This window comes from Sorangium sp. So ce327 (assembly GCF_051530205.1).
In the GTDB taxonomy this organism is placed as follows: domain Bacteria; phylum Myxococcota_A; class Polyangia; order Polyangiales; family Polyangiaceae; genus Sorangium; species Sorangium cellulosum_B.
Genome location: NZ_CP150330.1, coordinates 3,731,138 through 3,755,814 on the forward strand (window position 1 = coordinate 3,731,138; position 24,677 = coordinate 3,755,814).

General features: G+C 70.7%; 17 protein-coding genes and 1 tRNA gene. 5 read left to right on the forward strand and 13 right to left on the reverse strand.

What is annotated here, in order from left to right; genetic code table 11:
- Positions 1–60: 60 nt before the first annotated feature.
- The 9 genes from WME95_RS14150 to WME95_RS14190 all read right to left on the reverse strand — a co-directional run bounded on the left by WME95_RS14150 (position 61) and on the right by WME95_RS14190 (position 10,655).
- Entirely contained in the window at positions 61–1,386 is a 1,326-nt protein-coding gene (locus WME95_RS14150) for a beta-ketoacyl-[acyl-carrier-protein] synthase family protein (RefSeq protein WP_437908924.1), read from the reverse strand.
- Between the two features lie 37 nt (positions 1,387–1,423).
- The gene (locus tag WME95_RS14155) at positions 1,424–2,299 is read right to left on the reverse strand and encodes an acyl-ACP desaturase (protein WP_437908925.1); all 876 of its coding nucleotides are present in this window, start codon (positions 2,297–2,299) and stop codon (positions 1,424–1,426) included.
- Positions 2,296–2,547 (reverse strand): acyl carrier protein, encoded by a 252-nt coding sequence (locus tag WME95_RS14160; RefSeq protein ID WP_437281439.1) that lies wholly within the window; start codon positions 2,545–2,547, stop codon positions 2,296–2,298. Before WME95_RS14160 ends, WME95_RS14155 begins: the two co-directional genes overlap by 4 nt.
- A gap of 3 nt (positions 2,548–2,550) precedes the next feature.
- Positions 2,551–3,435, reverse strand: coding sequence for a class I SAM-dependent methyltransferase (locus tag WME95_RS14165; RefSeq protein ID WP_437908926.1), 885 nt, complete (start codon positions 3,433–3,435; stop codon positions 2,551–2,553).
- A complete protein-coding gene (locus tag WME95_RS14170) occupies positions 3,422–5,209 on the reverse strand; it encodes a fatty acyl-AMP ligase (RefSeq protein WP_437552358.1) in 1,788 nt (595 codons plus the stop codon). Before WME95_RS14170 ends, WME95_RS14165 begins: the two co-directional genes overlap by 14 nt.
- A 557-nt stretch (positions 5,210–5,766) precedes the next feature.
- On the reverse strand, positions 5,767–6,843 hold the full coding sequence (locus tag WME95_RS14175) for a DUF4340 domain-containing protein (RefSeq protein WP_437908927.1): 1,077 nt from the start codon (positions 6,841–6,843) through the stop codon (positions 5,767–5,769).
- Between the two features lie 27 nt (positions 6,844–6,870).
- Positions 6,871–8,715, reverse strand: a complete 1,845-nt coding sequence (locus WME95_RS14180) for a GldG family protein (protein ID WP_437908928.1) — start codon at positions 8,713–8,715, stop codon at positions 6,871–6,873.
- Between the two features lie 9 nt (positions 8,716–8,724).
- Positions 8,725–9,459 carry an ABC transporter permease gene (locus WME95_RS14185; protein ID WP_437552361.1) on the reverse strand — a complete coding sequence of 245 codons (735 nt, stop codon included), beginning with the start codon at positions 9,457–9,459 and terminating at the stop codon, positions 8,725–8,727.
- A 5-nt stretch (positions 9,460–9,464) separates the two neighbouring features.
- A complete protein-coding gene (locus tag WME95_RS14190) occupies positions 9,465–10,655 on the reverse strand; it encodes an ATP-binding cassette domain-containing protein (RefSeq protein WP_437908929.1) in 1,191 nt (396 codons plus the stop codon).
- A 375-nt stretch (positions 10,656–11,030) separates the two neighbouring features.
- Here WME95_RS14190 and WME95_RS14195 point away from each other — a divergent pair, with 375 nt between their 5' ends.
- Positions 11,031–12,278, forward strand: coding sequence for an aspartate kinase (locus WME95_RS14195; protein WP_437329235.1), 1,248 nt, complete (start codon positions 11,031–11,033; stop codon positions 12,276–12,278).
- Positions 12,279–12,452: 174 nt separating this feature from the next.
- Here the strand turns inward: WME95_RS14195 and WME95_RS14200 are convergent, their stop codons facing one another.
- Both WME95_RS14200 and WME95_RS14205 read right to left on the reverse strand, forming a co-directional pair.
- Positions 12,453–14,084, reverse strand: coding sequence for a TROVE domain-containing protein (locus WME95_RS14200; RefSeq protein ID WP_437908930.1), 1,632 nt, complete (start codon positions 14,082–14,084; stop codon positions 12,453–12,455).
- Positions 14,085–14,250: 166 nt separating this feature from the next.
- Positions 14,251–14,388 (reverse strand) — tRNA-Arg (locus WME95_RS14205).
- Between the two features lie 668 nt (positions 14,389–15,056).
- On the opposite strand from WME95_RS14205, the gene WME95_RS14210 reads away from it, so the two are divergent.
- The 4 genes from WME95_RS14210 to WME95_RS14225 all read left to right on the forward strand — a co-directional run bounded on the left by WME95_RS14210 (position 15,057) and on the right by WME95_RS14225 (position 19,352).
- Positions 15,057–16,073: an alpha/beta hydrolase family esterase gene (locus WME95_RS14210; protein ID WP_437908931.1), complete on the forward strand. Its 1,017-nt coding sequence runs from the start codon at positions 15,057–15,059 to the stop codon at positions 16,071–16,073.
- Positions 16,074–16,466: 393 nt separating this feature from the next.
- Positions 16,467–17,132, forward strand: coding sequence for an RNA polymerase sigma factor (locus tag WME95_RS14215; protein WP_437908932.1), 666 nt, complete (start codon positions 16,467–16,469; stop codon positions 17,130–17,132).
- On the forward strand, positions 17,129–18,424 hold the full coding sequence (locus tag WME95_RS14220; protein ID WP_437908933.1) for a hypothetical protein: 1,296 nt from the start codon (positions 17,129–17,131) through the stop codon (positions 18,422–18,424). Before WME95_RS14215 ends, WME95_RS14220 begins: the two co-directional genes overlap by 4 nt.
- Positions 18,425–18,626: 202 nt before the next feature.
- On the forward strand, positions 18,627–19,352 hold the full coding sequence (locus tag WME95_RS14225) for a hypothetical protein (protein WP_437908934.1): 726 nt from the start codon (positions 18,627–18,629) through the stop codon (positions 19,350–19,352).
- 78 nt (positions 19,353–19,430) lie between these two features.
- Here WME95_RS14225 and WME95_RS14230 read toward each other — a convergent pair whose 3' ends face one another.
- Both WME95_RS14230 and WME95_RS14235 read right to left on the reverse strand, forming a co-directional pair.
- Positions 19,431–21,521 carry a S9 family peptidase gene (locus WME95_RS14230; protein ID WP_437908935.1) on the reverse strand — a complete coding sequence of 697 codons (2,091 nt, stop codon included), beginning with the start codon at positions 21,519–21,521 and terminating at the stop codon, positions 19,431–19,433.
- 65 nt (positions 21,522–21,586) lie between these two features.
- On the reverse strand, positions 21,587–24,640 hold the full coding sequence (locus WME95_RS14235; protein WP_437908936.1) for a hypothetical protein: 3,054 nt from the start codon (positions 24,638–24,640) through the stop codon (positions 21,587–21,589).
- Positions 24,641–24,677 lie beyond the last annotated feature (37 nt).

Below are 24,677 nucleotides of genomic sequence, written 5' to 3' on the forward strand. Positions count from 1 at the left end.
ACGTAGGGCCGGGCGCGGGGGGCCGCCAGCCGTCCGCCAGCCGTGGCGCGGTCGCCGGCGCTACGCCCGCTCCAGCACCAGCGCGCAGTTGTGCCCGCCGAAGCCCGCCGAGCACTTCACCGCGTGACGCAGATCGACCGCCCGCCGCTCCCTCACGACGTCCAGGGAGCACTCCGGATCGAGCTCATCCACGTTGATCGACGGGTGCAGCAGCTGGTCGCGCAGCGAGCACACGACCGCGATCGTCTCGACGGCGCCGGCGCCGCCGAGCAGGTGCCCGATCATCGACTTGGTCGCCGAGATCGGGATGCGCGCGAGGCGCTCGCCGAACACGCGCCGCAGCGCGAGCACCTCGGCGGCGTCGCCCTGCGGCGTCGAGGTCGCGTGCGGGTTGATGTAGCCGATCGCCTCCGGCGCCGTGCCCGCCCTGGCGAGGGCGCGCTCCAGCGCGAGCGCGAGCCCGAGCCCCCCCGAGTGCGGCCGCGTGAGGTGCTCCGCGTCCGTGGTCATCCCGAAGCCGGCCACGACGGCGAGCGGCTTCGCGCCGCGCGCGAGCGCGTGCTGCTCCTCCTCGAGCACGAGCGCGCCTGCTCCCTCGCCCATCACGAAGCCCTGGCGGCGCCGGTCGAACGGGCGGCTCGCGCGCGCCGGGTCGCCGTCGACGGCCCTGGCGAGCGCCTTCGCATTGCCGAACCCCGCGACGGTGTTGAGCCGCGTCGCGGCCTCGGCGCCCCCCGCGACCATCACGTCGGCCTCGCCCGCCTCGATCATGAGGGCCGAGGTCGCGATCGAGTGCGTGCCCGTCGCGCACGCGCTCGCGAGGTTGTACGACGGCCCCATGAGCCCGTAGCGCATGGAGATGAGCGCCGCCGCGCCGTTCGGCATGACCCCCGGGATGAAGTAGGGCGACACGGCCCGCGGACCGCGCGCCGCGCTCCTGCCGACCTGCTCTTCGAAGATCTCGACCGACCCCATGCCCGTGGACATCAGGCACCCGACGCGGGTCCGGTCGATACCGCTCGCCGGCGCCGCGGCGGCGAGCGGCGCGCCCTGTGCCCGCGCGCCCGCGCGCTCCGCCGCCTCGTCCTCCGCGCCAGAGGCGCGCTCGATCGGCACGATGCCGGCCTCGCGCAGCGCCTCCACCGCGGCCGCGAGGCTGAAGTGGGTCACGCGGCCATAGATGTCCGCCTCCTTGGGCGACAGGTACCTCCCGACATCGAACCCCTTCACGCTGGCTGCGATGTCGCTGCGGAGCCTGTCGACGGGGAAATCGCGGATGTAGTCCACGCCGGATCGGCCGGCGAGGAGGTTCTGCCAGGTGGTCGCGACGTCGTTGCCCAGCGGGCAAACGGCGCCGATCCCGGTCACGACGACGCGCCTTCGCATCGGACTGCTCTTGCTCGTTGGGGGGGAGGTGGAAGGTTCAGGCGGACAGCGCCTGGGGCGCAGTGTTGTCCAGGTTGGGAGCGCTTGCGAGGCCCTCGATCGAGGGGTCACGGCGCTCACCGCCGCGGCGAAGATCGAGCGCGGTGCGCTGGGCGGCGAGCATCTCGTGCCGGTTCACGCCGAGGTACTTGAGGATCGGCATGTAGACCTTCTGGATGAACACGTTCCGGTCGACGCCGGCCTCGCGCATCTTCAGGATGCGCGAGTCGTAGTCCGGGACGATCCCGACGCCGGGCATCTCGAAGTTCGCGAACACGTGGGCCATGTCCGCGAGCGTCCCCGGCCGGTCCTCCTCGAGCAGCACCTTGACGACGCTCTGGTAGAAGCGGCAATGGGCGATCTCGTCGCGGGCGATGTAGTCGTAGATCGTCCGCAGGCACTCGTCGCCCTCCGTCGCGGCCCGCTCCCGGTGCTTCACGTAGATGACGAACGTCGCCATCTCCTGCACGCAGCCGTAGAACGTCATCTGCCGCGGCGTGTGGAACGGGAGGTCCCACTTCTTCGCGAAGATCTGGTGCTGCAGATCGCTGAGCTGCTCCTCCGTGCGTTTTCCGGAGCGCAGGAGGTACTGCATCAGCGTGAGCGAGTGCTTCGACTCTTCGTAGGCCCAGTTGGCCTGGAACCACGCCTGGCCGAAGTATTTCCGCACGAGGTTGATGCCGTTCGCCACGTAGTCGGGCAGGTACATCTCGACCGAGCAGAAGGTCTCCGCGCACAGGGCGAGCTCCTCGCTCGCCTCCTTGTTCACGCGCTCCCACGGGATGTCCTGGAAGACGTTCCAGCGGCGCTCGCGCTCCGCCTTCTCGAAGAACGTCATGTACTCCTGGAAGATCTTCTCCTCCAGCCGGCTCATACGATCGCCTCCAGCCGCTCTCCGACCTTCTTGCAGAGGTCGCCCACCGTGATGAGCTCGACCAGATCCTCGTCCGGAATCATGATCCCGAGCTCGGTCTCCATCTCTCCCACGATCTGCATCATCGAGAGCGAGTCGATGCCGAGCTCCGTGATCACAGACGCCGCGGTGACATTGGGGAACTCGCGCTTGTCCACCCGGGCGGCAACCGTCTTGAAAATCTCGAGCAGATTGGTCTTGTCCGTCATGGTTCAGTCGATCCTGCGAAGCTCGTATTGAGCGAGGGAGCTGTAGTGCTTGTCGAACGCGTTCACGCACGTCGACAGGTAACGATCGTAGTCGTCGAAGACCTTGTCCCCCCACGTCGACCGGATGGTCTTCTCGTTCAGCTTGAGGCGGCGGAGCCACTCCGCGGTGGTGCGCTGGTAGTGCTCGCGCCGCGTGTTGACCTGCATCACCTCCCAGTAGGGGTTCGCCGCCTGGATGATGTCCTCGAGCCGAGGGTTCAGGCCGCCGGGGAAGATCTCCTTCGTGACGAAGTAGATGTCCTCCAGCTCTCTCCTCGTGCCGGCGGGGAGCCCGCCCCAGGGCGTCATCCGCGGCGTCCGGTTGCGGAGGATGGTCTGGAGGCCGAACCAGGCGCCCTTGTTCGTGAGCTCCCAGGCCTTCTTGAAGTAAGCCCGATAGATGTCGATCGCCTTGCCCTGGCGCGCCTCCTCCGGCGAGCACAGGTGATCGATCATGCAGATCGAGATGAGGCTGTCGAACCGCTCGGCCGTCGCGAAGGTCCGGAAGTCGCCGCCGACCACCTCGACGCCGGGGATCTTCCGGGCGTTCACCTCGGCGGCCTGCGCGGTGGACAGGGTGACGCCGACCGCGCGCGTCACGCCGCGCGCCGTGGCCACGTACTCGAGCGCCGCGCCCCAGCCGCAGCCGATGTCGAGCACCTTCTTCCCGGGCCCCGCCTTGGCGAAGTCCGACAGGATCCGGAGCTTGTTCAGCTGCGCGGCCTCGAGCGACTGCTCGGGGGACTCGTAGACGGCGCAGGTGTAGTTCATGCGCTCGTCGAGCCAGAGCCTGAAGAACTCGTTCGAGACGTCGTAGCTGACCTCGACCTCGGCCTTACTGGATCCCATCGATGACTCCTTCGACACGTGCCGGGGCGCCGCCCGCGCGGCCCCCTTCGGTTCGCGACACAGGGCCGCCCGCGCGGACCACGTCGCCATGGGGAGAGGGCGTCGCGCCCTCGTCAATGTCCGAGGCGACCTCGAGCTCGCCGGCCTCGAAGCGCCGCTTCATCTCGCGGCGCCGCACCTTCCCGCTCGACGTCTTCGCCAGCGTCCCCCGCTTGATCAGCGCGACCTCGGACAGCTGCACGCCGAGCTGGGAGCGCACGGCCTGGGTGATCGCCTGCGCGACGCCGGCGACGCTCCGCTTGGCCTCGGCGACGACGATCGCGCGCTCGGCCCCCTCGGCGGTGAGGCACGAGAACGCGACGCAGTGGCCGTCGCGCACCCCCTCGACGGAGGACGCGATGCGCTCGATGTCCTGGGGGAAGTAGTTCTTGCCGCCCAGGATGATGAGGTCCTTGGAGCGGCCGCACAGGTACACCTCGCCGGCGACCGTATAGCCGAGATCGCCTGTCCGCAGCCAGCCCCCTCCGAACGCGGCCTCCGTCGCCTCTGGCTCGTTGAAGTAGCCGGCGGCGACGCTCGGGCCGCGCACCCAGATCTCCCCGACCTCACGCGGGCCGAGCGGCGATCCGTCGGGGCCCGCGACGATGAGCTCGTGGCAGGGGAGGGGGCGACCGCAGGAGACGAGCTCCAGCGACGCGCCGCCGTTCGCCGGCCACGCCTTCCCGGCCTGCATCGCCTTCGCGTCCACGCGATCGGTGGTGAGCGGGGCCTTGAGGTCGCTGAACGTGATCGCCAGCGTGGCCTCGGCCATGCCGTACGAGGGAAGGATGCTCTCCGGGCGGAGCCCCCGCTCGCTGAAGCGGCGGAGGAACGCGCGGAGCACGTCGGCCTGGATCGGCTCGGCGCCGCACCCGAGCGCGCGCACGCAGGAGAGGTCCCAGTTGCCCGCCTGCGCGTCGGTGACGGCGCGCGTGGCGAGGGCGAAGGCGAAGTTCGGGGCAAAGGTGATCGTGCCGCGGAACCTGTGGATCGCGTCGAGCCAGAGCGAGGGGCGGCGGATGAACGCCGTCGTCGGCAGGAACATCACCGGCACGAGCGCGTAGAGCGGCGCGATGACGAAGCCGATGAGCCCCATGTCGTGGTAGAGGGGCAGCCAGCTGACGCCGCGATCTTCCGGCGTGGAGCGCAGCCCGTCGAACATGATGGCGTGGCTGTTCACCGTCAGGTTGCGGTGGGTCACCATCACGCCCTTCGGCCGCGAGGTGCTCCCCGAAGTGAACTGCAGGAACGCGAGGTCGTCGAGGGACACGCGCCAGGGCTCGGCCGCGTGGGATGCCTCGGACGCGTCGAACCCATCGCCAGCGCGCAGATCGCGCTCGAGGACGACGCGCAGGCCTGGCAGGGCCTCACGGCTCTCTCCGTTCGCCGCGAGGTAGGCGTCGATCATCTCCTTGAGCTGCTCGTTCGTGACGAGCACGCTGGCGCCTGACGCCTCGAGGATGTGCTGCACCGTCTCGCCGTACGCCTCGAGCTTGGCCAGCGACTGCGGCGGGTACATCGGGACGGCGACGATGCCTGCCGTCAGCGCGCCCACGAAGGTCAGGACGAACTCGTCGGCCTCCGTCAGGATCAGCGCGACGCGGTCGCCCTTGCGGAGCCCGAGCTTGCGAAGCGCGTACGCTCGGCGCTTCGCCTCGAGCCAGAGCTCGGCGTAGCTGATCGCCCGCTCCTCCCCGGAGCTGCGAACGAACGTGACTGCGCGGTCGGCGTGCACCGAATTCTGCTGAAGGACTTCGACGAACGTGCGCATAGGCTCTCTGGCGGCTCAGGTCGGCCGGACGTAGTGATCCGTCCGGTAAGGACAGCGGGGGGCCTGAGTGAGCGCAGCCATAAGCGAAAATCGAGCCAGGGCAAACAGAAAACACGGGAATCCAGGGTTTGGGCTTGATTCCGCCGTGAACGCCTCTGATTCCCCCGGGCGCGAGGGTCATAGGTGACGAAAAATCGTGCGCAGAGTGCGTCGAATATTCGTCACATCGGCCCCTGAGTGCGAATCGAGGTTCGCGTGACGCGAGAGCCACACCGGGCCGATTGGATTGCATCGACCCAGGTCGAGGTTGCCGGCGCCGACCCAGGTTGAGGTTGACGCCGACCCAGGTTGAGGTTGCCGGCGCCGACCCAGGTTGAGGTTGACGCCGACCCAGGTTGAGGTTGCCGGCGCCGACCCAGGTTGAGGTTGTCTCGCCGGCGGGGCTTCGGGAGGCGGGCGCACAAAATGCAAGGAGGCGCCGGTCTCCCAGCGCCTCCCGCTCTCACACGCGACGTCGCCTGCTACTCGCCGTCGTCCAGGCCCATGTGGCCCGCCGCCTCATCTTCATGGGCGTCTTCGCCCTTCTTGTCGTCCTTCTTCTCGGTCTTCTCGAACCTCTTCGGCTCTGCGAGGGCCCAGTCGGCCGACCACGACGACAGGACGTAGATCGTGCCGTCGCCGCCTTCCTTCGTGGCGTAGCGGCTCGACCCCTTCGCGGTCTTGCCCACCTTGACGGTGAAGTCGCCCGCGTTGTCCTTCAGCTTGATCGTGATGATGCCGCCGTTCGAGGCCGCCGCGTCGAGCCCGGTGTCCGACTTCTCGTCGCCGAAGTCCTCCGCGCCGAGGTTCTTGTAGGCGCGCAGCAGGTCCTTCACCTTGGCCTCGTCGAACTTCTCCCACTTCGCGGAGGCCGCGCCCAGCTTGCCGCCCTTGTCGCGCGGAGCGAACGTGCCGGCCCACTTGTCGTCGTTCTTCGAGAAGCTGAACAGGCCGTTCTTGTTCTCGACCGAGACCTGGATGGCGTTCTCGTCCTCGAACTTGAGGATCGACGTCTCGCGCCAGTTCTTCGGCTCCCGCGTGTAGAGGTAGCTCGAGTAGCCGCCCGCGACGTAGACGCCGTCCTGCCCGTCGACGCGCGCCATCTGCCCGCGCGAGCCGCTCTTGCCCAAGTACAGGTCGAGCGCCTTCTCCTCGCCCTTGTACGCGACGACGTGGACCGCCTTCTCGTCGGTGAGCTCGTACTGAGGGTACGTGCCGCTCGTCCGGTCGATGACCTCCTTCAGCTTGAGCTCCTTCAGGTTGTCGAGGAGGCTCCGCACGTTCGCCGCGTTCGCCTTGGCGTTGACGGGCTTCGTGACCTCCCACGTGTCGCCCTTCTTCTCGAGCGTCACGTCGGACTTGTCGGCGTTCTTGATCGAGATCTTCGTGACCTTCTCGACGTCTTCCTTCGAGACCCCCACCTTCGGCAGATCCGCCGTGGCGGCGGTCGCCGAGTGCGCGGCGAGCTCGTCCTTCTGCTTCTTCTGCGTGAAGTACACGCCGAGGCCGAGGAGCGCGAGGACGGCGAGGGCGATGTAGATTCTGTGCTCGGTCTTCATGGCTCTTTCACCCGATGGGGCTCTGGCTCAGTCGAGCGTGATGTTCTCGCGGGCGCTCTCGCGACGCCGCCACCGGATGAGGCCGAACACGGCGAAGAGCGCCGCCGGCAGGAGCGTCAGCGTCCACTGCACGCGCTGCTGCACGGTCTTGCGCTCCGCCCGGTACTCCTCGGCCTTCTTGGCCAGGGTGGCCTCGTCGTCCGTGGCCTCCTGCTTCGGCTTCTCGATGCCCGCGTAGGTCAGGTTCGTCTCGCCGAACATCTTCGCGGTCGCGGCGAGCAGCGTGCTGTCCCCCGCCATCCAGTCGAGGGTGTTCTTGAACGCCAGGATGGTGGCGGTCAGGTACTTCTGCGCGTACGGCTGCGAGAGCATCAGGAGATCCTCGTCGCCGCCCATCCCGCCCATCATCGCCATCTGCGGCGGCATGGGGGGCGGGTTGCCCGAGCGGGCGAACGGGTTCGCGAGGAACTGCGACGCCGAGAGCACGAGGATCCGGCCCTTGTCCGCGCTCTCCGCGGGGGCGCTGATCCCGAGCCCCTCCTGGCCGCCGAAGGCGCTCTTGAGCTTGCCCTCGACCGTCACGGCGATCGCGCGCTGCGCGTACTCGCCCTTCGGCTTCCAGTCGGCCGAGAACTTCATGTCGATGGCCTCGGACGCGTCGACCGTCGTCCTCGGCGTCGAGCGCGCGACGACCTTCATCGTCGCCTCGGGCTGCTTCTCCGGGTGCGGCACGAGGGTCGACGGGAAGGGGAAGGCGAGCTCGGGGAGGCGGAAGAAGCCGGGGAACGACGAGTCGAGGATCTGCTCCTTCTCGTCGAAGCGGCTGTCCTCCTGGAGCTGGAGGATGCCCGGCGCGCGGAACCACATCATCTGGCCCGACTGCGTCTGCACCGGGATGGCCATCGAGCGGCTCCAGTCGAGGATCGCCTCCTTCTTCATCTCGACGCCGTAGCCGTCGAGCAGCTTCTCGAGGCCCCAGGTGTTGAGCGACGCCTTCATCGCCGGGTCGGACGCCTTGAGGTTCACCGCGCCGGCGAACACGGCGAGCGCCTTGTTGCCGAGCATCATGAACTGGTCGATGCGGCGCAGCTCCTTCTCGGTGAACTCCTTGCCCGGCTGCGTGATCACGAGGCCGGCGAGCTCCTTGTTGATCTCGCTGTCGCCGCCCTTCAGGTCGACGTCCTCGAACTTGTAGAACGGGAAGTGGTGCTCGAGCAGCGCGCGCATCGACGGGCCGCCGCCCCGGCCGCCCTGCGACGCGACGAGGTTCGCGTCCGTCAGCTTGATCTCATCCTTGCCGGTCACGACGCCGATCTTGGTGTCGATGGCGTCCGCCTTGTCGCGGATCTCGCGGATGGTGTTCGTGATCCAGAACTCGAGGCCCTGCGCCTGGTCCGGCGAGAGCATCGGGATCGCCTCCTTCTCGCTGCCGTACTTGAAGGCGATGCCCATGAACCCGCGGGTGATCGTGGCCTGATCCTGGCCGGTCTCGCTCCCCTCGCCGAAGGCGGCCTCCTGCAGGCCCGCCTCCTTGGCGGCGGCGCGCTGCTCGTCCGTCTTCGCCTCGATGATCGCGTAGTGGAGCTTGCCGTTCGAGGCCTGCTCGTACTCGTTCATGAGGTCGGTGAGGTCCTGGATGAACGCCTCGTGCTTCGGGAGCCCCCGGGTGACGTAGACGTCGATCTGGAGATCCTGCTTGAGCCCCTCGCGGACGAGGTGGGCCGAGCCCTTCGAGAGGGTGAACCTCTCGGTCTTCGTCATGTCGAAGCGCTTGTAGGCGCCGTACGAGATGACGTTGGCCGCCACGAGGATGGCGGCGACGATGGCCAGGTAGACGCCTGTCTGCGTCGCGGCTTTGGCTTTCCGTTCCATGGTTGGTCCTTACGCCCACTTCCTGCGCTCGAGCGCCCTGAACGAGGCCATGAGGCAGCCCGCTGTGATCGAGAGGAAGAAGACGATGTCTCGGGTGGACACCATGCCGCGCGCGAACGGCGTGAGGCGGGTGTCGAAGCTGATGAAGGAGAGGACGTCGCGGAAGAGCGACGGGGCGTAGTCGGCGAGGTTGTCCACGCCGTGCAGGAAGCCGAGCACCAGGAAGGTGATGAAGAACGCGATCACCTGGCTGTCGGTCAGCGACGAGATGAGGAGGCCGATCGACACCGCCGCCGCGCTGTAGAGCACGAGGCCGATGTACCCCGAGAGCACCGGCCCGCTGTCGAGCGCGCCGAGGTGCCAGGGCCACACGAACATCATCAGCGGGTAGAGGATCGTCGAGAAGACGAGCACGAGGACGAGCCCCCACGCGCCGAGGAACTTGCCGAGGACGACCTCGTGATCCTGCACGGGCAGGGTGATCAGCATCTCCAGCGTGCCGCTCCGCTTCTCCTCGGCGAGGAGCCGCATCGTGATGACGGGGATGATGAGGAAGGAGAGCCCTATCGGCGCCCAGCTGAACAGCTGCACGAGCGAGGCGCGGTCCGCCTGCCAGAAGCCGCCGTTCATCAGGAAGAAGATGACGCCGAGCGCGATCAGCCCGAAGCAGATCACGACATAGGCCAGGGGGGAATCGAAGTTGGAGCGGAACTCCCGCTTCGCGATGGTCAGGGTGGTGCTCATACCGTTCAGCCCTTCTTCTTGGCGGGCGCTTCTTCCTCTGCGCCTTCGTCCTCGCCGCCGTCGCCGCCGTCCTTGGCTTCGTCGCCGGCGCTGTCGTCTTCGTCGTCTTCGTCGTCGTCCTCGTCGTCGGCCGACGCGCTCGCCTCGTCCTCGTCGTCGAGGTCGTCGGTGATCAGCTTGCGGCCGCGGTCCTTGCGCTCGTCGCCGCGCGTGAGCGCCTTGAACACGTCCTCGAGGCTCTGCGAGTCGCGCCGCATCTCGAGGAGGAGCCAGCCCTTCTGCACGACGAGCTGGAAGAGCTCGGGCCGGATGTCGCCGCCGAGCGCGCCGAGCAGCTGGAAGCTGTGGGCGCTGTCGCCGGTCGGCAGCTCGGTGACGCTGGTGACCCCGGGCAGACCGGAGAGCGCCTCCTGGACCTCCTGGGCCGTCGGGGGCTTGCGCGCGCCCGACCGGTAACCGTCGCCGCCCTCGAAGACCTTCTTCTCGTGGACGGTGACGACGTACCGGACCTTGCCGCTCTTGGCGCGGATCTCGTCGAGCGGGCCGTCGGCGACGACGCGCCCCTTGGAGACGACGATGGCGCGGGCACAGGCGGCCTCGACCTCGGATAGGTTGTGGGTGGAGAGGAGGATCGTCCGCTCCTTGCCGATCTCCTTGATGTAGCGGATGACCTCCGCCTTCTCGTTCGGGTCGAGATCGCTCGTCGGCTCGTCGAGGATGAGGATCGGGGGGTCGTGGACGAGCGCCTGGCCGAGGCCGACGCGCTGGCGATAGCCGTGGGAGAGCGTGCCGATGTCCTTGCCGAGCACCTGGGCGAGGCCGCACACCTCGACGATCCCCTTCATTCGCTTCTTGAAGAGCGATTGATCGAGGCCGCGCATGTCGGCGACGAACGAGAGGTATTCCCAGACGTTCATCTCGCCGTAGAGCGGGGCGCGCTGGGGCAGGTACCCGAGCTTGCGCCGGACATCGAGCGGGTCGTCGAAGACGTCGTACCCGTGGACCCGCGCCGTCCCGGCCGACGCCGAGAGGAAGCAGGTGAGGATGCGCATCGTCGTCGACTTGCCGGCCCCGTTCGGTCCCAGGAAGCCGACGACCTCGCCGCGATGGACCTCGAAGCTCACCTTGTCGAGCGCGCGCAGCGACCCATAGCGCTTGGTCAGCGAGCTCGCCTCGATCATCACATCGCTAGCCAAAATGACCTCCTTAGATGGTTCCTTGAGAAGCGGAGCGCCCGGCTCCGTCGTTCGCCCCTGGCGATCCCCCCCGCACTGACCAGAGGGCGCGCCGTTGTGGCACCCTGGATCACCCATTACCCAGGCGAAAGGCGGCGCCATCGTAGCGGCGGGTGGATCTCTGTCAACAGCGCCGACCCGAAGCGGCTGAACCTGGGGTTTATTCCCGGCGATCGCGGCTGCTCCGGGCACGGTTGTCCGGGCTATCCCCGGTTTGACGGCGTCGCCGCGGTTCCTCCGCGGCGTGTCGTGCGTGGGACGGGCTCGCCCGGCGCGCGGCTGCCGAATTTGTCCTTGACCTGGGCGTCTGTGTTGGACTAGTTGGCCACACCTCGCGTGAGCCTCATCGTCCAGAAGTTCGGCGGCACGTCCGTCGGGTCCATCGAGCGCATCCAGCGGGCGGCCGCGCGGGCGCTCGCCACACAGCAGGCCGGTCATGACGTCGTGGTCATCGTCAGCGCGATGTCCGGCGAGACGAACCGGCTGCTCAAGCTGGCGTCGGACATCGCGCCCGTGCCCGACGCGCGGGAGATGGACGCGCTCGCGGCGACCGGCGAGCAGGTCTCGGCCGCGCTGATGGCGATTGCGATCCAGGCGCAGGGGGGCAAGGCGCGGAGCTTCCTTGGCCACCAGCTGAAGATCCTGACGGACAGCGCCTATACGAAGGCGCGGATCAAGGCGATCGACGCCCAGCGGCTGCATGAGGCGCTCGCCGGGGGGAAGATCGCGGTGGTCGCCGGGTTCCAGGGCGTGGACGACGCGGGCAACATCACGACGCTCGGGCGAGGCGGCAGCGACACGAGCGCCGTGGCGATCGCGGCGGCGGTGGGCGCCGAGTGCGAGATCTACACGGACGTCGACGGCGTTTACACGACGGACCCGAACATCTGCAAGACGGCGCGGAAGATCGAGCGGATCAGCTACGAAGAGATGCTGGAGCTCGCCTCGCTGGGAGCGAAGGTCCTTCAGATACGGAGCGTGGAGGTTGCGATGAAGTACGGTGTCCCGGTGCATGTGCGGTCATCGTTCTCGGACGTGCCGGGCACGTGGGTCGTCAGCGAGGAGCAGTCTCTCGAGAGCGTGACGGTGACGGGCGTGGCGCTCGACCGGAACGAGGCGCGGGTCATGCTCGTCGGCGTCGACGACAAGCCGGGCGTGGTGGCGCAGATCTTCGGCGCGCTGGCCGAGGAGAACATCAGCGTCGACATGATCATCCAGAACGCGCCGAGCTACGGCCTGGAGACGCGCGGCACGTCCGGCGAGGTGAAGGCCGACGTCACGTTCACCGTCGGCAAGGCGGATCTCCCGCGGGCGAAGCTCGTGATGGAGAAGGTCGCCAGCGCCGTGCGCGCGATGAGCATCCGTTACGAGGAGGACATCGTGAAGGTGTCGATCGTCGGACTCGGGATGCGGACGCACGCGGGCGTGGCGGCGCGGATGTTCCAGCTGCTCGCGGCGGATGGGATCAACATCCAGGCGATCTCCACGAGCGAGATCAAGATCTCGTGTCTTGTCTCGACGAAGTACGCCGAGCTGGCCGTCCGTGCGCTGCACGATGGCTTCGGGCTCGGCGGCAAGGCCTGACCGAACCCGTTCTACCGTCGTGATGCGCTCGCCGTGAGCGGCCCCCGACCCGGTCGGTGAGGCTGCTCGCGGCGTGTCGCATTCTGGCGTCGAGTGCGCGGACATCGCTCCGCCGAGCGGGGATTGCGCCGCGGCCCATCCGATGTGCCCCTGATGCGCCCGGCGCGCCGACTGCTACTGCTGCGCCATCGCCGCGGCGAAGCGCAGCAGCCCCTCGCCCCAGCCGCCGAGGATGTACGTGCGGTCGTAGAACTCGGGCACGAGCGTGTCCTGGTACCCGGCGACCTGGACCAGGAACACGCGCACGTCGCGGTTCACCCGGGCGCGGTACGTCGCCACGAGCTTCGCCACGTCGATGTAGTGCCCGTTCCAGGCGAAGTCCGCGTAGTCCTTCGGCCGCGTACCGTACAGGCCGCCGTGGCCGGCCTGCATGTCGCTCATCACGAACACCGAGTCCCAGCGCTGCCGCTCGCGGATCGCGCGATCCCAGAAGAGCCACACGCCGTTCTCGGTCGCCGTCCCGATCGTGCGGGCGATGTGCTCCGCCTTCTCGAGCTGCGAGAACACGCTCTCCTGCTTGCGCACCGCGAAGGTCTCCAGCCGGTCGCCGAACACGCCGAGGTGCCCGTCGCTCGCGCGCATCCCGGCCACGACCCCCGTGAGGTTCGCGATCGTGGAGATCTGCATCGTCCCGAGGCTGCTCGTGGTCGTGCCCTGCGCGGAGCCGCTGTTGTCGCAGAGCACCATCACGCGGCCGGGGAAGTACGGCACCTGGCCGAGCGATCGGCTCAGGCACTTCTCCACCGCGTCGAGCACGGCGCCCGGCGCGCAGCCCTTCACGGCGCGGTAAGCGCTGTAGTACCGGAACGGCAGCTGCTTGCCCTCCGCGGCCGTCTCGACGAGCTTCGGCAGGAACTGGTCGAACGGCACGCCCGCCTCGATCAGGTTGCGCAGGTTGCGCAGCAGGGCCATGTGGCCCATGACCGGCAGCGCCTTGCGCCACGCGCACCGGTTCGAGCCGCGCGCCGAGACGATCGCCTCCCAGGTGCGGCCCGTCGCGCGGAGCGCGCCCTTCGCGAGGCGGTCCACGCTGGGGCTCTTCGGGTGCACGAGGTTCATGACGTCCACGGTCTTGCTCCCCTTGCCCTCGAGCCGGTACTTCGCGAGGGCGTGATCATCGAAGCGCTCGAGCGCGTCGCGCAGCGCGCGCTTCAGCGCGTTCGGCACCGGCTTGCCGAAGCGGTAGAGCTGGTACGCGAGGGCGACCGCCGGCTCGTCCGCGCGCTTCAGGATGCGCGGCGCGTAGCTGCGCACGAGGCCCGTCCCGCGCACGGAGGCGGTGTTCGCCGCGCGCACCAGGATGACCTGGGGCGTCGTGCGCATGTGCTCCTCCTCGCGCAGCCGCGCCGCCTCGGCGAGCGTCGCCTCCGGATCGGCCGCGAGCGCCTCGTCGATGGCCTTCTCGATCAGCGCCGCCGGCGAGAGCTTGCGCCACTCGGCCGGGTCCACGGCGCCGAGCGTCTCGCGCAGGCGCCGCACCTCGGCGTCGGAGAGGCGCGCGCGGGCGGCCGCCTTCTTCGCGGCCTTCGTCGACGCCTTCGCCTTCGCCGCGTTCACGGCCTTCGCCGGGCGCGGATCCGCAGGCTCGCGGTGGTAGTACATCGGCTCGCCGAAGAAGCACGACGAGGCCGCGAGGCGGAGGCGCTTCAGCGGATCGGCGATATCGAAGGAGCGGCCGCCCATCCAGTTCAGGTGCGAGTCGGCGCTGCGCTTGTCCTGACGCTTGAGATGCTGAAAGAACGCCATGATGACACCTCCATCCTCGACGCACGCGCGGCGAGGGGTCGAGAGCTGGGCGCAGATTCGAGCTGCGCCCCGCTCGTAGAAAACGGGCGCAGCGCGGAGGATGGTGGTCACGGGGTTGGTCGTGTCAAAACGAAGGAACCGTGACGCTCACTGCCGCGCTGCACCCTGGTGCCAGAGGCGGGACTCGAACCCGCGACCTCGTCCTGAGAAGGGAAGTAACCCCGGAGCTCACTGCCGGCGCTCATCGCGCCGGAGAACACCGTCCGGAGTTGTTTTCGCGCTCTAACCGCTGAGCTACTCTGGCGTGGACGCTGGGGGGTATTGCAGGGCGGATGCCAAGGTGGTCTCGGCCGGTGCCGACCGCAGAAACCCCGGGGGAACGGGCGAGAGCGAGGGCCGCTGACGTCTCTCGCCGGTCTGGTATCTATCCCATGGGATAAAATACTAGATGAACCGATAGATCGGTGCGGTCGCCGTAGGTCGGCCCGCCAGCAGGGGGCGTCGGCGCGAGCGGCGCGGATCTGAGCTGGGTCACGGGGCTCGCGGGCCTCGAGCGGATCGAGGCGCGCTCCGACTCCATCACCGACCTCACGCCCCTCCTGGGCGTACCGCTCATCGCCACGCTGGATCTGTCAGACAACCTGATCGAGGACGCGTCTCCGCTGAACGAGGTCGTATTCAACCACTGCGCGCAGGTCTCTCTCGCGGGGAACCCCGGTGAAAGCGCGTTCGGCATGCTGGACGCGCTCTGCGCGAGGAATATCGTGGTCGACGGCCACGGCATGCCCGCTGTTTGCGACCCTTGCGCGAACTTGGCCTGCGATTGAGGGCCTCGGCTCGACGGAGCTGACCCAGGGCGCCGATCTCGGGCCGCCTCGCACGTCAGGGTCCCCATCGAATGGACGGTGGTACACTCCACGGCCTGCGGGTGATGCGGGGCATGTCCAGCGTGTGGAAGGGGCGAGGTGGCTCTTGAAGTACCAGCTTGGTGATGGCGTCGTTTCGTCGATCGCGCTGGCTGCCCTCATCGGCGGTTGCGTGGCCGCGTGCAGCGGAAGCGGCGGCGCGAGCGCCAGTGACGGCGAGGCTGGCGGCGGGGGCTCGACCTCCGGAGGGACTTCGGGGGCGGCGGGCGGCTCCGGCAGCCAGGGCAGCGGCGGTAGCAACGGCAGCTCGGGCGGCCAAGGGACGTCGAGCGGCGGCTCGACGAGCTCGGGCGGCAGCGGCGGCAGCGGCCCGATGACGGGCGCTGGCGGCGGTGACCCGAGCGACGGGTGCGCGACGCCGGGCCAGGCAACCGAAGGTTACAGGTCAATCGAGGTGGGCGGCACGACTCGCCGCTACTATCTCGTTCCCGCGACGACGACGACGACGCCCGCGCCGCTCGTCATCAGCTTTCACGGGCACAGCGGCACGGGTCAGGGAGACGTGTCCACCTTCGCCCTCCGCGACACCACGGGGGGACAAGCCGTCCTGATGTTCCCCGATGGCGTGCCGCAGGATTGGTACGGTGATGCCGTGGGATGGGACAATCGCAGCACCACGTCCCCCGACGTTGCGTTCACCAAGGCGCTCATCGACGAGGCCGCGGCGTCGCACTGTATCGATCGTTCGCGCGTCTTCCTGGTGGGCTTCAGCTGGGGTGGCTGGATGTCGGCCCAGGCGGGCTGCGCGCTGGGCGATCAGGTGCGCGCGCTGGTCTCCGGCGCGGGCGGGCCGCCCGAAGGTACGTGCGCCGGACCGGTGAGCGCTCTCATCGTCCACGGCGCGGCGGACCCTGCCGAGCCGCTCGACTCCGGCATCCAGACCCGGGACAGGTTCGTGGCCTTGAACCAATGCGGCTCCGGCACTTCGCCCGCAGGCTCGGGCTCGTGCGTCGCCTACGAAGGCTGCTCCAAGCCGACGTGGTGGTGGCAGCATGAGCTCGGCCACACGCTTCCTGAGGACGCACAGAGAACGATCTGGGAGTTTCTGCTCGCTGCGCCGTAGCTCCACGGCGTCCATTTCTTGGGCGAGCTCGCGGGGGCGTGATGCAGAGGGCGCAACCAGCATCACGACGTGGGGATGGGAGCGGGTGCGGAAGGGGCCTCGGCTGCGTCGGGCAGGAGCTCCAGGACCAGCGCCGCGTCGCCCAAGTGCAGCGTGGGGATCCGGAACGTCGCGACCGTGGCGCGCGCGCATCACCGTGGATGTGAGAGGGGCACGATCCAGGGCTCGGTAGAATTTTGAAGCAGCGCCCAGAGCCGGGCCTGCGCGCTCGTCACCGCCGGCGCGCCGAGAGGAAACCGGCGGCGATCTCGGTTGTGTAGAGTGCGAGATGACGGCGCTCGTGCTCGGCTCATGGTGCATCGCGGCGGACGGGTCCCTCGCGCCGAGGCTCCCGTGAACCTCGCCGCCCGATCCCGGCTCGGCCCGCAGGCCGGGGCCGAGGAGCTGCTCCCCCGTCCCGCGGACGGCGAGCGGTACGACCCGCCCGAGCAGATCGCCCCCATGGCGTCCCAGGATCTCCCGGCGGCCAGGGTGCGGGCCTCGGGCGCAGCGGCGCTGGACGCCGAGGCGCTGTACCGGCGCCACCATCCCCTGGTGTACCGCCTCGCCCTCCGTTACGGCCGCGGCAACGTGGCCTGGGCCGAGGATGTGACGCAGGACGTGTTTCTCGACCTCATGAAGGCGCTCGCGACGCTGACCGATCGAGACAACCTCGAAGGATGGCTGTACCGGGCGACCTCGAATCGCTGCCTGAACCGCCTGCGCCGCGACCGGTTCCTCGACCTCGCGCCCATCCGCTGGCTGTTCGGGCAGGACGAGGCCGATCCGCGCCCGATGCTGGAGGAGGTGGCCATCGCGCGCGACGATCTGCGCCGGGCGTTCAAGGCGCTGGGCACGCTGCCTCCCAAGGAGCAGGTGGCGTTCTCGATGTTCTATCTCGACGGCAAGGAGCAGGAGGAGATCGGGAGCGTCCTTGGCCACTCCAAAGGGTACGTGTGCAAGCTGATTCAAAGGGCCGTCGCGCGGCTCCGCGAGGCCGGGTGGGAGGTGGGGCCATGACGCGAGACCGCGACCTGCTCGCGCTGCTGCACGAGGTCGACGCGCGGCTCGCGGCGGCGACGCCCTCGCCCCGGCTCGCGGCGCGCCTCGGCGCGCAGCTGCGCGGGGAACGCCCGTCCCTCGCCCGGCGCGTGGGGCGCCCGCTCGCGCTGGCCCTCGCCGCCGGAACGGCCGCGGTCGGCTTCGGCGCCGCCCTCCAGCGCCCCGCGACCCCCGAGGTCTCCGCTCGCATCCCGGCCGTCGAGCCCGCGATCGGGCTCGTCGGCGATCGCTCCCGCGAGGACGGCGGGATCCCGGAGCGCACGCCAACCGAGGGCCACCCGCCGGCGCCGCCCAGGATCTACGCCCCGCTCCTCCGGGAGCCGCCTCGCCGGCTCGCTCCGCCGCCGAAGACCTCGCCCCCTGCACCGCACAGCTCGGCAGCGCCGCCGGAGGCGCGCGACGCGCCCGAAGGCCAGCGAAGCAGCGAGCTCCCCGAAGGCCGCACCCTAGCCCCGCCGTCGCGCGCGCGCGCCCAGCCGCCGGCCGCCGTGCTCCCGTCGAGCCCGGGGTGGGTCGACGCCCTGGAACGGGCGCCGCTCCACGCGTCGCGCGGACCGCTCCCCGCGTGGAGCCGAGGCTCCGGCGGCGCCAGCGCTCCGGTGGAGGTGGCTGGGCAAAAGGGCGAGCGAAGCGCCGAGAGCAGCGCCGAGGAGGCGGACGGCGCGGCGACCGGGGCGCCCCGCGAGAAGCCGACGGGTCCGCAGGAAGAGGCGGTCTGCCGGACGGCGGAGGATTTGACGAGCGAGGTCGAGGCGATGTGCGACGTGCAGGGCCTCCTCGTCGGCGACGTCAAGCTGCTCGATCGCTGCAGAGACGGCGGCTACCGCGGCGTCGAGCACACGTGCGTCGACGGCGAGCCGACCGAGTGCTGGCGCGGCCGGCTCGGCGACGGCCTCACCTGTGATGAGAGCGGCGATCTGAAGGATCAGGCCTACATCACGTGCAGCAACCAGGGAGCGGATCTCACCGAATTCACGTACGACCGGGGTGTCCCTGGGTGCGGACCCAGCGAGACGACAGGGGCCGTCTATGCGTGCTGTCCGGCGGCGGAGCCGCTTCCGTCGCGCCTGTGCTGGACGACCAAGATCGACCACGGGGACGTGTGCCAGGCGCAGTCGACGCTCGGTGAAGAGGCCAGCGCCATGTGCGCAGACGCCGGGCAGCGGATCTTCCGCATCTGGTACAACTCCGGCACCGCGATCTGCCCCGAGGCGCACGACACGAGCGCGCTCTTCACCTGCTGCCCGTGAGCAGCGGTCGCGGGCCTGCCTGGCGGAGCTTGAAGTGCCGTACCCCCTCCGGCACGAGCGAGAGCGACGCGGCCGCGGGTGAAATCGACGCGGCGGCGGGCGAGGGCGCGTCCGTCGCTGCGCGCAGGTGGTTTCGTCAACGCCGGCGACAGGTATGATGGCGCCCGCCCTGAACGCGCCCGCGCGCGGTGGAGTCGCTTCCATGCCCGATCCCCACATCTACCAGCGTGATATCGAGACGTACGGCCGCTTCACCGCGTCGCAGATCCAGAAGCTCGTCCTGCCGGTCGACGCGGGGTTCGGGAAGGCGCTGCGCACCGTCACGGCGCGCCTGGACGCCGCGACCGAGGCCCTGCGCAAGGCGAAGCTGGACGCGACGGCCGCTCCCGTGCCTCCCAGCGCGTCCCGCGGCCCGAGGGGCGTCCGGGCCGATCCGGTCGCGGCGGGCCGCGGCCTGCTGCGCCGCCTCGTGGAGCGCGCCGCCTCGCGGCCCAACGGGGTCGCGCTGGCCCGCGAGCTCCTCCAGGGCCAGTCGCTCGCCACCGTGCTGCGCCGCCGCCCCGCGGCGCTCGCCGCCGCGCTGACGCACGCGATCGAGGTGCTCGAGCAGCACGAGGGGCAGCTGCCCGAGCGCGAGGCGTGGACGGACGACCTCGAGCGCTCCCGGGACGCCATCGAGCCGCTCATCAGGAGCGTGCGCAAGACCCGGCTCGCGCGCCGCACCGTGACCCCGGAGATGAAGGCCGCCCGCGACGAGTGGATCAACACCTATCGCGCGGCGAAGCTCCTCGTGGAGTGTGTGCTCCGGCTCCACGGCAAGACGTCGTTGATGCCGGAGATCTTCGGCGATCTCCCGCGCGCTCCCCGCGCCGCCGCGGTGGCCGCCGCCGCGCGACGCCCGCCGGCCAGCGCGCCCGCGCACGCGTGACGATTCCGCTGCTCACGCCGGAGCTCGACCCGCGCCGACACGTGGCCTCGGGCCGGGCGGCCCGGAACACGCTCGTTTCTACCCGCCCCCGAGGTGCGCCCGGAAGAAACGCACGAGGTGCCCATACTGGAGCACCTGGTTGTCCCGCTTCTGCGCGCCGTGCCCCTCGTCGGCGAACAGGATGAGCTCGGACGGGATCTTCCTTGCCTCCAGCGCCTGCTGGATCTGCACCGACTCGCCCGCAGGGACCCGCGGATCCGACACGCCCTGCACGATCAGCAGAGGCGCCTTCACCCGATCGAGGTAGGTGATCGGCGAGAGCTTGAGCAACGCGTCCCGATCCTTCTCGGGATCACCGTACTCGGAGATCCGGAGGATGCGCCGGTAAGGCGCCGTGTTCTGGAGGAACGTCACGAGGTTGCTCATCCCGACGACGGCGGCGCCCGCGTCGTACGCGCCGGCGAACATGGTCATGCCGATCAGCGAAGAATAGCCGCCATAGCTGCCGCCGAAGATGCCGACCTTCGGCGGCCGGCCCTCGTGGCCGAAGCTCGCCTTGACGAACTTCGCGGCGTCCTCGATGTCCGTGATGACGTCGAGCCGCTTCGCGCCGTCGTCGGCGTGCAGCCATGTCTTGCCGTAACCGTCGCTCCCGCGGACGTTCGGCTCGACGAACACGAACCCGGCGTCCACGAAGATCTGCGCCCGCGCGCTGAACCCAGCCCTGGTCTGGACCTCCGGGCCGCCGTGGAAATGGACGATCACAGGACAAGGCCGCTCGCACCGCGCAGGGCGGCGCACGAACATCGGGATCTGCGCGCCGTCGCGCGCCGGATAGGACTCCAGCGTGGCCGCAGAGAACGCGCCCGGCGCCACCTCGGGCATGCTCGGAGCGTGCCACTGCGAAAGCTTGCCAGTCGTCCAGTCGAGGACATGCGCCGTCGCCGGCGACGTCGACGTCTCCAGGAGCAGCGTCGTGAACCGGCCGTCCCGCGTCGTCGAGACCGGGGTCACGTGATCCGCCGCCGGGAGCGCGGGCAGCTTGATCTCGCGGTGCGATCTCGCGTCGAGCGCGCGGAGCCGCGTGTAGCCCCGCTCGTTCACCGTGTAGAGGATCCTCTTCTTCGCCCGATCGACGGAGAACGCGCTGACGTCGAACGGGATCTCCGGCGAGATCGGCGTGAGCTTCCCCGCCTTCCAGCTGTAGAGCCGGCGATATTCCCCGAGGCGCGGCGTGAGCACGAGGACCTCGCCGGGGGCCGCGCCGTAAAGGGCCCTGTAGTCCTCGCGCTCGCCCTGCCCGAAGAGGGGAGTCAGCGCGTCGGCGCCCGGAGCGGCCTTCGCGAGAGGCGCCCACTCGAAGAGCTCGCTCATGTTGGAGCCCACGTCCTTCGCGAGCAGCAGGCGACCGTCGCCCGTGGCGTCCACGGCGCGCCAGATGCCCTCGCGATCGAACACGACCTCTCGCTGCCTCGACGCGATGTCGTACCTGTAGATGACGTACGCGTCCTTCTTGACGTCGTTGGCCCGATAGTAAACGTGCCGCCCGTCGTCTGAGATGAACTGGAGCTGCGTCTGCACGCCGGGCATGTGCTGGATGGCGACGAGCGGGCCGCCCTTCGCGTCCTGTAGGTAGAGCCCGGGGTTCTCCTCGCCCTTGCGGTCGCGCGAGAGGACGAGGCGCGCGCCGTCCGGCGTGACGTCCGCAACAACCGTCGGATCCTCGCCGCCCGTCAGCTGCAGCGGGAAGCGCTGCGGCCCGTCGAGCCGGAAGACCTGCCTCGTCCCCGTGATCGTCCAGGTGAAGTAGAGCGCCTTGCCATCCGGCCCGAGGACGCCTCCGGAAGGAGCGCGCACGTCGAGCATGGCCTGGATCCGGCGCGAGACGTCGTCCGGGAGCGGCGGCGGCGCGTAGCGCGCCAGGATCTCCGGAGAGACGCTCGCCGCGCCGTGCCCCGCGTACCCGGGCCGCTCCGGCGCGGGCGCAGGCCGCGGCGGTCCGGCGGGTGAAGGCGGCGCCGGAGGCGCGGACGTGACAGGCCGAGGCGCAGCCGGAGGCGCCGGCCGGGCCGGCGCGCACGCCGCCGAGAGGACGAGGGAGCCGAGCAAGCCGAGCAAGGAGCGCCGCGCGGCGCCATGGCGCCGGCGCCGCGTCGAGGAGGACGACATGCGGCGCATTTCGCCGGAGCGGACGCACGCCGGCAAGGTCAAAGGCCGCGCGGCGCGGGCCCGCCTCAGTCCGGCTCGCCCGGGAGCTTCGCGCGGCCGAGGGCCGCTTCCGCCGCCGCCAGCTGCGCCGCGAGCTTCCGCAGCTCCTCGGCTTCCTCGCCCTGGAGCGAGATGTTCGGGACGAGCGCGTTCAGGGCGCGGCGGTTGTACGCGAGCCCGAGCGGCGAGCCCTTCTCGAGGTTCATCACCATCGACTCGGCCAGCACCGCCAGCGCCTCCCGGTGCAACCCCTTCGCCGAGAGCACCTCCGCGAGCGCGGCCGTCGAGCGGGCCAGGCCGAGCAGGTCGCCGAGCGCCTCCTCGGCCTCGATCGCCGCGGTCAGGCGCTGCGTCGCGCGGTCGAGGCGGCCGTTGCGGAGCTCCAGCCGGCCGATCGTCTCCCACACCCGGGCGAGCTCCCGGGTGTCGCCGAGCTGCTTGTAGGCGCGCTCCGCGGCGAGCGCGTGGTCGAGGCCCATCGACAGCGCGTCGGACTCGCGCCCGGGGCGGGCGGGGACGTGGAGCGGGATCCGCGCGAAGAGGTGATCGGTCTCGGCGAGCTCGACGCGCGCCGACGGATCGACCCGGGCCCGCTCCTCGAAGGTCCGGCGCGACTCGATCAGGAGGTGCGTCGCGCGGACGGGATCGCCCATGCGCACGTGGACCGCCGCCTGATCGTTGAGCAGCCGGGCCGCGCCGAGCGCGTCCCCGGCGTCGAGCAGCAGGCGGCTCGCGGTCGCGAGCTCCTCCTGCGCGCGCTCCAGCGAGCGCGCGTCGCCCATGTCGTAACAGACGCCGGCGATGAGGGTGGCGACCTCGGCGTGCAGCTCCGGCGGGTCGCCCTGCGCGAGGAGCGCGCGCGCGGCGTCGAGCACCTCGAGCGCACCCGCGAGCGTGCTGGCGGGGTCCGGGCCGGCCGCGTGCCATTGCACCCGGGCGATGCCCGCGAGCGCGCCGATGCGGAGCCGGCGGCGCGCGGGCGTGGCCGGCATGCCGTCGAGCAGCGAGAGCGCCTTCCGCCCGTAGCTCAGGGCCTGGGCGTACGCGCCCATGGCCGCCGCCTCGACCGCGGCCGCGCAGTAGCGCTGCGCCGCTTCCTCGTGCTCGCCCGCCTCGGTCAGGTGCGCCGCCGCGCGCACGTCGTGGAGGTGGCGCCCAGCGCCGTGCGCCGCCGCGCCCGCTGCCTCGGCGCGATCGGGCGCCGCGGGCGCCGGGTACATGGACACGCCGAGCGGCGCCGCGGCGCGCAGGGACTCGGCCGCGGTGCGCCCGGCGACGGAGTCGGCCGCCGCCGGCCAGGAGAAGGCGTGGCGGGAGCCGGAAGACGATCGCTCGGACAGCGCGGCAGGGACGCGCAGCGAGGCCCCGCGGGCCGAGCGGCTCGGCTCGTCCGGGAAGGCGCCGCCGAGGGACGCGAGATCGCGGGGCACCCTCATCGGCCCCGGGATGGGCGCGTCGAGCGAGTCGGGCGGGGCGTCGAACATGAGGGATTCGGGCGGCTCCGAGACGCGGCGGCTCTCGGGGCTGCGATGGAACAGATCGGCGTAGGACCACGCGGGATTGCCGGGCCCTGCGGGGGCCATCGGCGCGGGCCTGTCCTGGGTGACGCGCGGCGGCGCGCGGCGCGTGTTGCTCATGGACGCGCCGCCTGCAGGGGCCACGGCCGGCGGCGGCCTCAGCGTCTCGGCCGCCCGCGGCACCCCGCCGCGCGCCACCGAGAGCGTGGGGTCGGCGGTCTTCTCCCACTCGTCCACGTTCGACGCGCCGCCGGCTCCGGGGGTCGGCCCGCCTGCGACGGGCGCGCCGGGCGACGCGGCCGCTGGTGACGCCGTCGCCGCCGGCGGGGGCGCGGCGGCCATCGTGCGCGGCGTCGCCATGGCGGGCAACGACGCGGACGGCGGCGCGGTCGAGAGCGGCGGCGCCCCGGCCTTCGCCTGCGCGGCGGCGGCCCTCGTGGTCGGGTCGTCGCCGCGAGGCACGCCGAGGTTCGCTCCGGCGATGACGTGCCGCTCGACGGTCGACGTGAGGATGGCCGCGCTCTGCGTCGGCGGCGCGGCGGCATGAGCTGCCGCCGCGGCATGGGCCGGTGCCGCCGCGGCATGGGCTGGCGCCGCCGCGGCATAAGCTGGCGCCGCCGCGGCATGGGTCGCCTGGTGATCGGCCGCGACGACGCCCGACGCGGCGCGCGGCTCGCGCGCGGCCGGGGCGTCCGGCTCGGTCCGCTCCTCGATGAGCAGCGTCGCGAGCCGCCGGTGCCACACGCGGGCGAGCGACGGGAGGATCGAGCCGCGCAGCGCCTCGACGGTCTCCTGCGGAAGATGGAAGCGCCCGTCGCCGCGATCCTCGACCGGAACACCCGCGTCCGCGGCGCGCTGCAGCGCCTCGAGCACGTCGAGCGCGTCGACGCGGAGGAGCGCGGCGACGAGCTCGCTCTCGAACCCCGAGCCGACGATCGCGCCGGCCCGGAGCACCCGGAGCACCTCGCCGGGCAGCTCGCGCACCGCGACCTGCGGCGGCGGCGGGGGGGGCGTGGTCGCGCTCGTCAGCGTGATCGCGCCGTCGGCCGGCCGGAGGAGCGCGTCGGCTCCGCAGGCGGCGCGCATCGCGTCGACCAGGCCGCCTGCGGGGCCGGTCGGCGCGTGCAGCCGGAAGGAGAGGACCAGCGCGACGCGGAGCGCGTCGGGCCGGGAAACCACCCGGCGCAGCACGTCGAGCGTGGCAGGATCGGCGTGCTCGACCGCGTCGAACACGATGGCCCACGTGCGATCCGCCTGCTGCGCGAGGCGGTTGGCGGTCTCGATGAACTCGGCGTCCACCATCAGCTCGTGCACGTCGCCGAGGAGGCGGCGCCGGAGCCCCGAGGCGGCGCGGCTGCGCGCCAGATCGAGCGTCGGCTGCGCCCCGCCGGCGAGGCGCTCGATCTGGATCCGCGCGTCGCGCAGCGGCCCGAGCGTCATCTCGGGGACGTCGCAGCGCACGCGCACGATCCGCAGCCCGAGCCGCGCCGGCGGATCCCCGGGGACGATGTTCAGCAAGGCCGTGTGCCGGCCCTCGGAAATGCGCTGCCAGAGCTGTTCCACGGTCCGCTCCTCCTCTCTCCGGGCGCACACGGCCCAG

Coding starts and splice junctions, on each gene's coding strand:
- WME95_RS14225 (WP_437908934.1), top strand. CDS start 18,627: ATGCCCGATCCCCACATCTACCAGCGTGATATCGAGACGTACGGCCGC.
- WME95_RS14200 (WP_437908930.1), bottom strand. CDS start 14,084: ATGGCGTTCTTTCAGCATCTCAAGCGTCAGGACAAGCGCAGCGCCGAC.
- WME95_RS14185 (WP_437552361.1), bottom strand. CDS start 9,459: ATGAGCACCACCCTGACCATCGCGAAGCGGGAGTTCCGCTCCAACTTC.
- WME95_RS14220 (WP_437908933.1), top strand. CDS start 17,129: ATGACGCGAGACCGCGACCTGCTCGCGCTGCTGCACGAGGTCGACGCG.
- WME95_RS14165 (WP_437908926.1), bottom strand. CDS start 3,435: ATGGGATCCAGTAAGGCCGAGGTCGAGGTCAGCTACGACGTCTCGAAC.
- WME95_RS14180 (WP_437908928.1), bottom strand. CDS start 8,715: ATGGAACGGAAAGCCAAAGCCGCGACGCAGACAGGCGTCTACCTGGCC.
- WME95_RS14160 (WP_437281439.1), bottom strand. CDS start 2,547: ATGACGGACAAGACCAATCTGCTCGAGATTTTCAAGACGGTTGCCGCC.
- WME95_RS14155 (WP_437908925.1), bottom strand. CDS start 2,299: ATGAGCCGGCTGGAGGAGAAGATCTTCCAGGAGTACATGACGTTCTTC.
- WME95_RS14175 (WP_437908927.1), bottom strand. CDS start 6,843: ATGAAGACCGAGCACAGAATCTACATCGCCCTCGCCGTCCTCGCGCTC.
- WME95_RS14230 (WP_437908935.1), bottom strand. CDS start 21,521: ATGTCGTCCTCCTCGACGCGGCGCCGGCGCCATGGCGCCGCGCGGCGC.
- WME95_RS14150 (WP_437908924.1), bottom strand. CDS start 1,386: ATGCGAAGGCGCGTCGTCGTGACCGGGATCGGCGCCGTTTGCCCGCTG.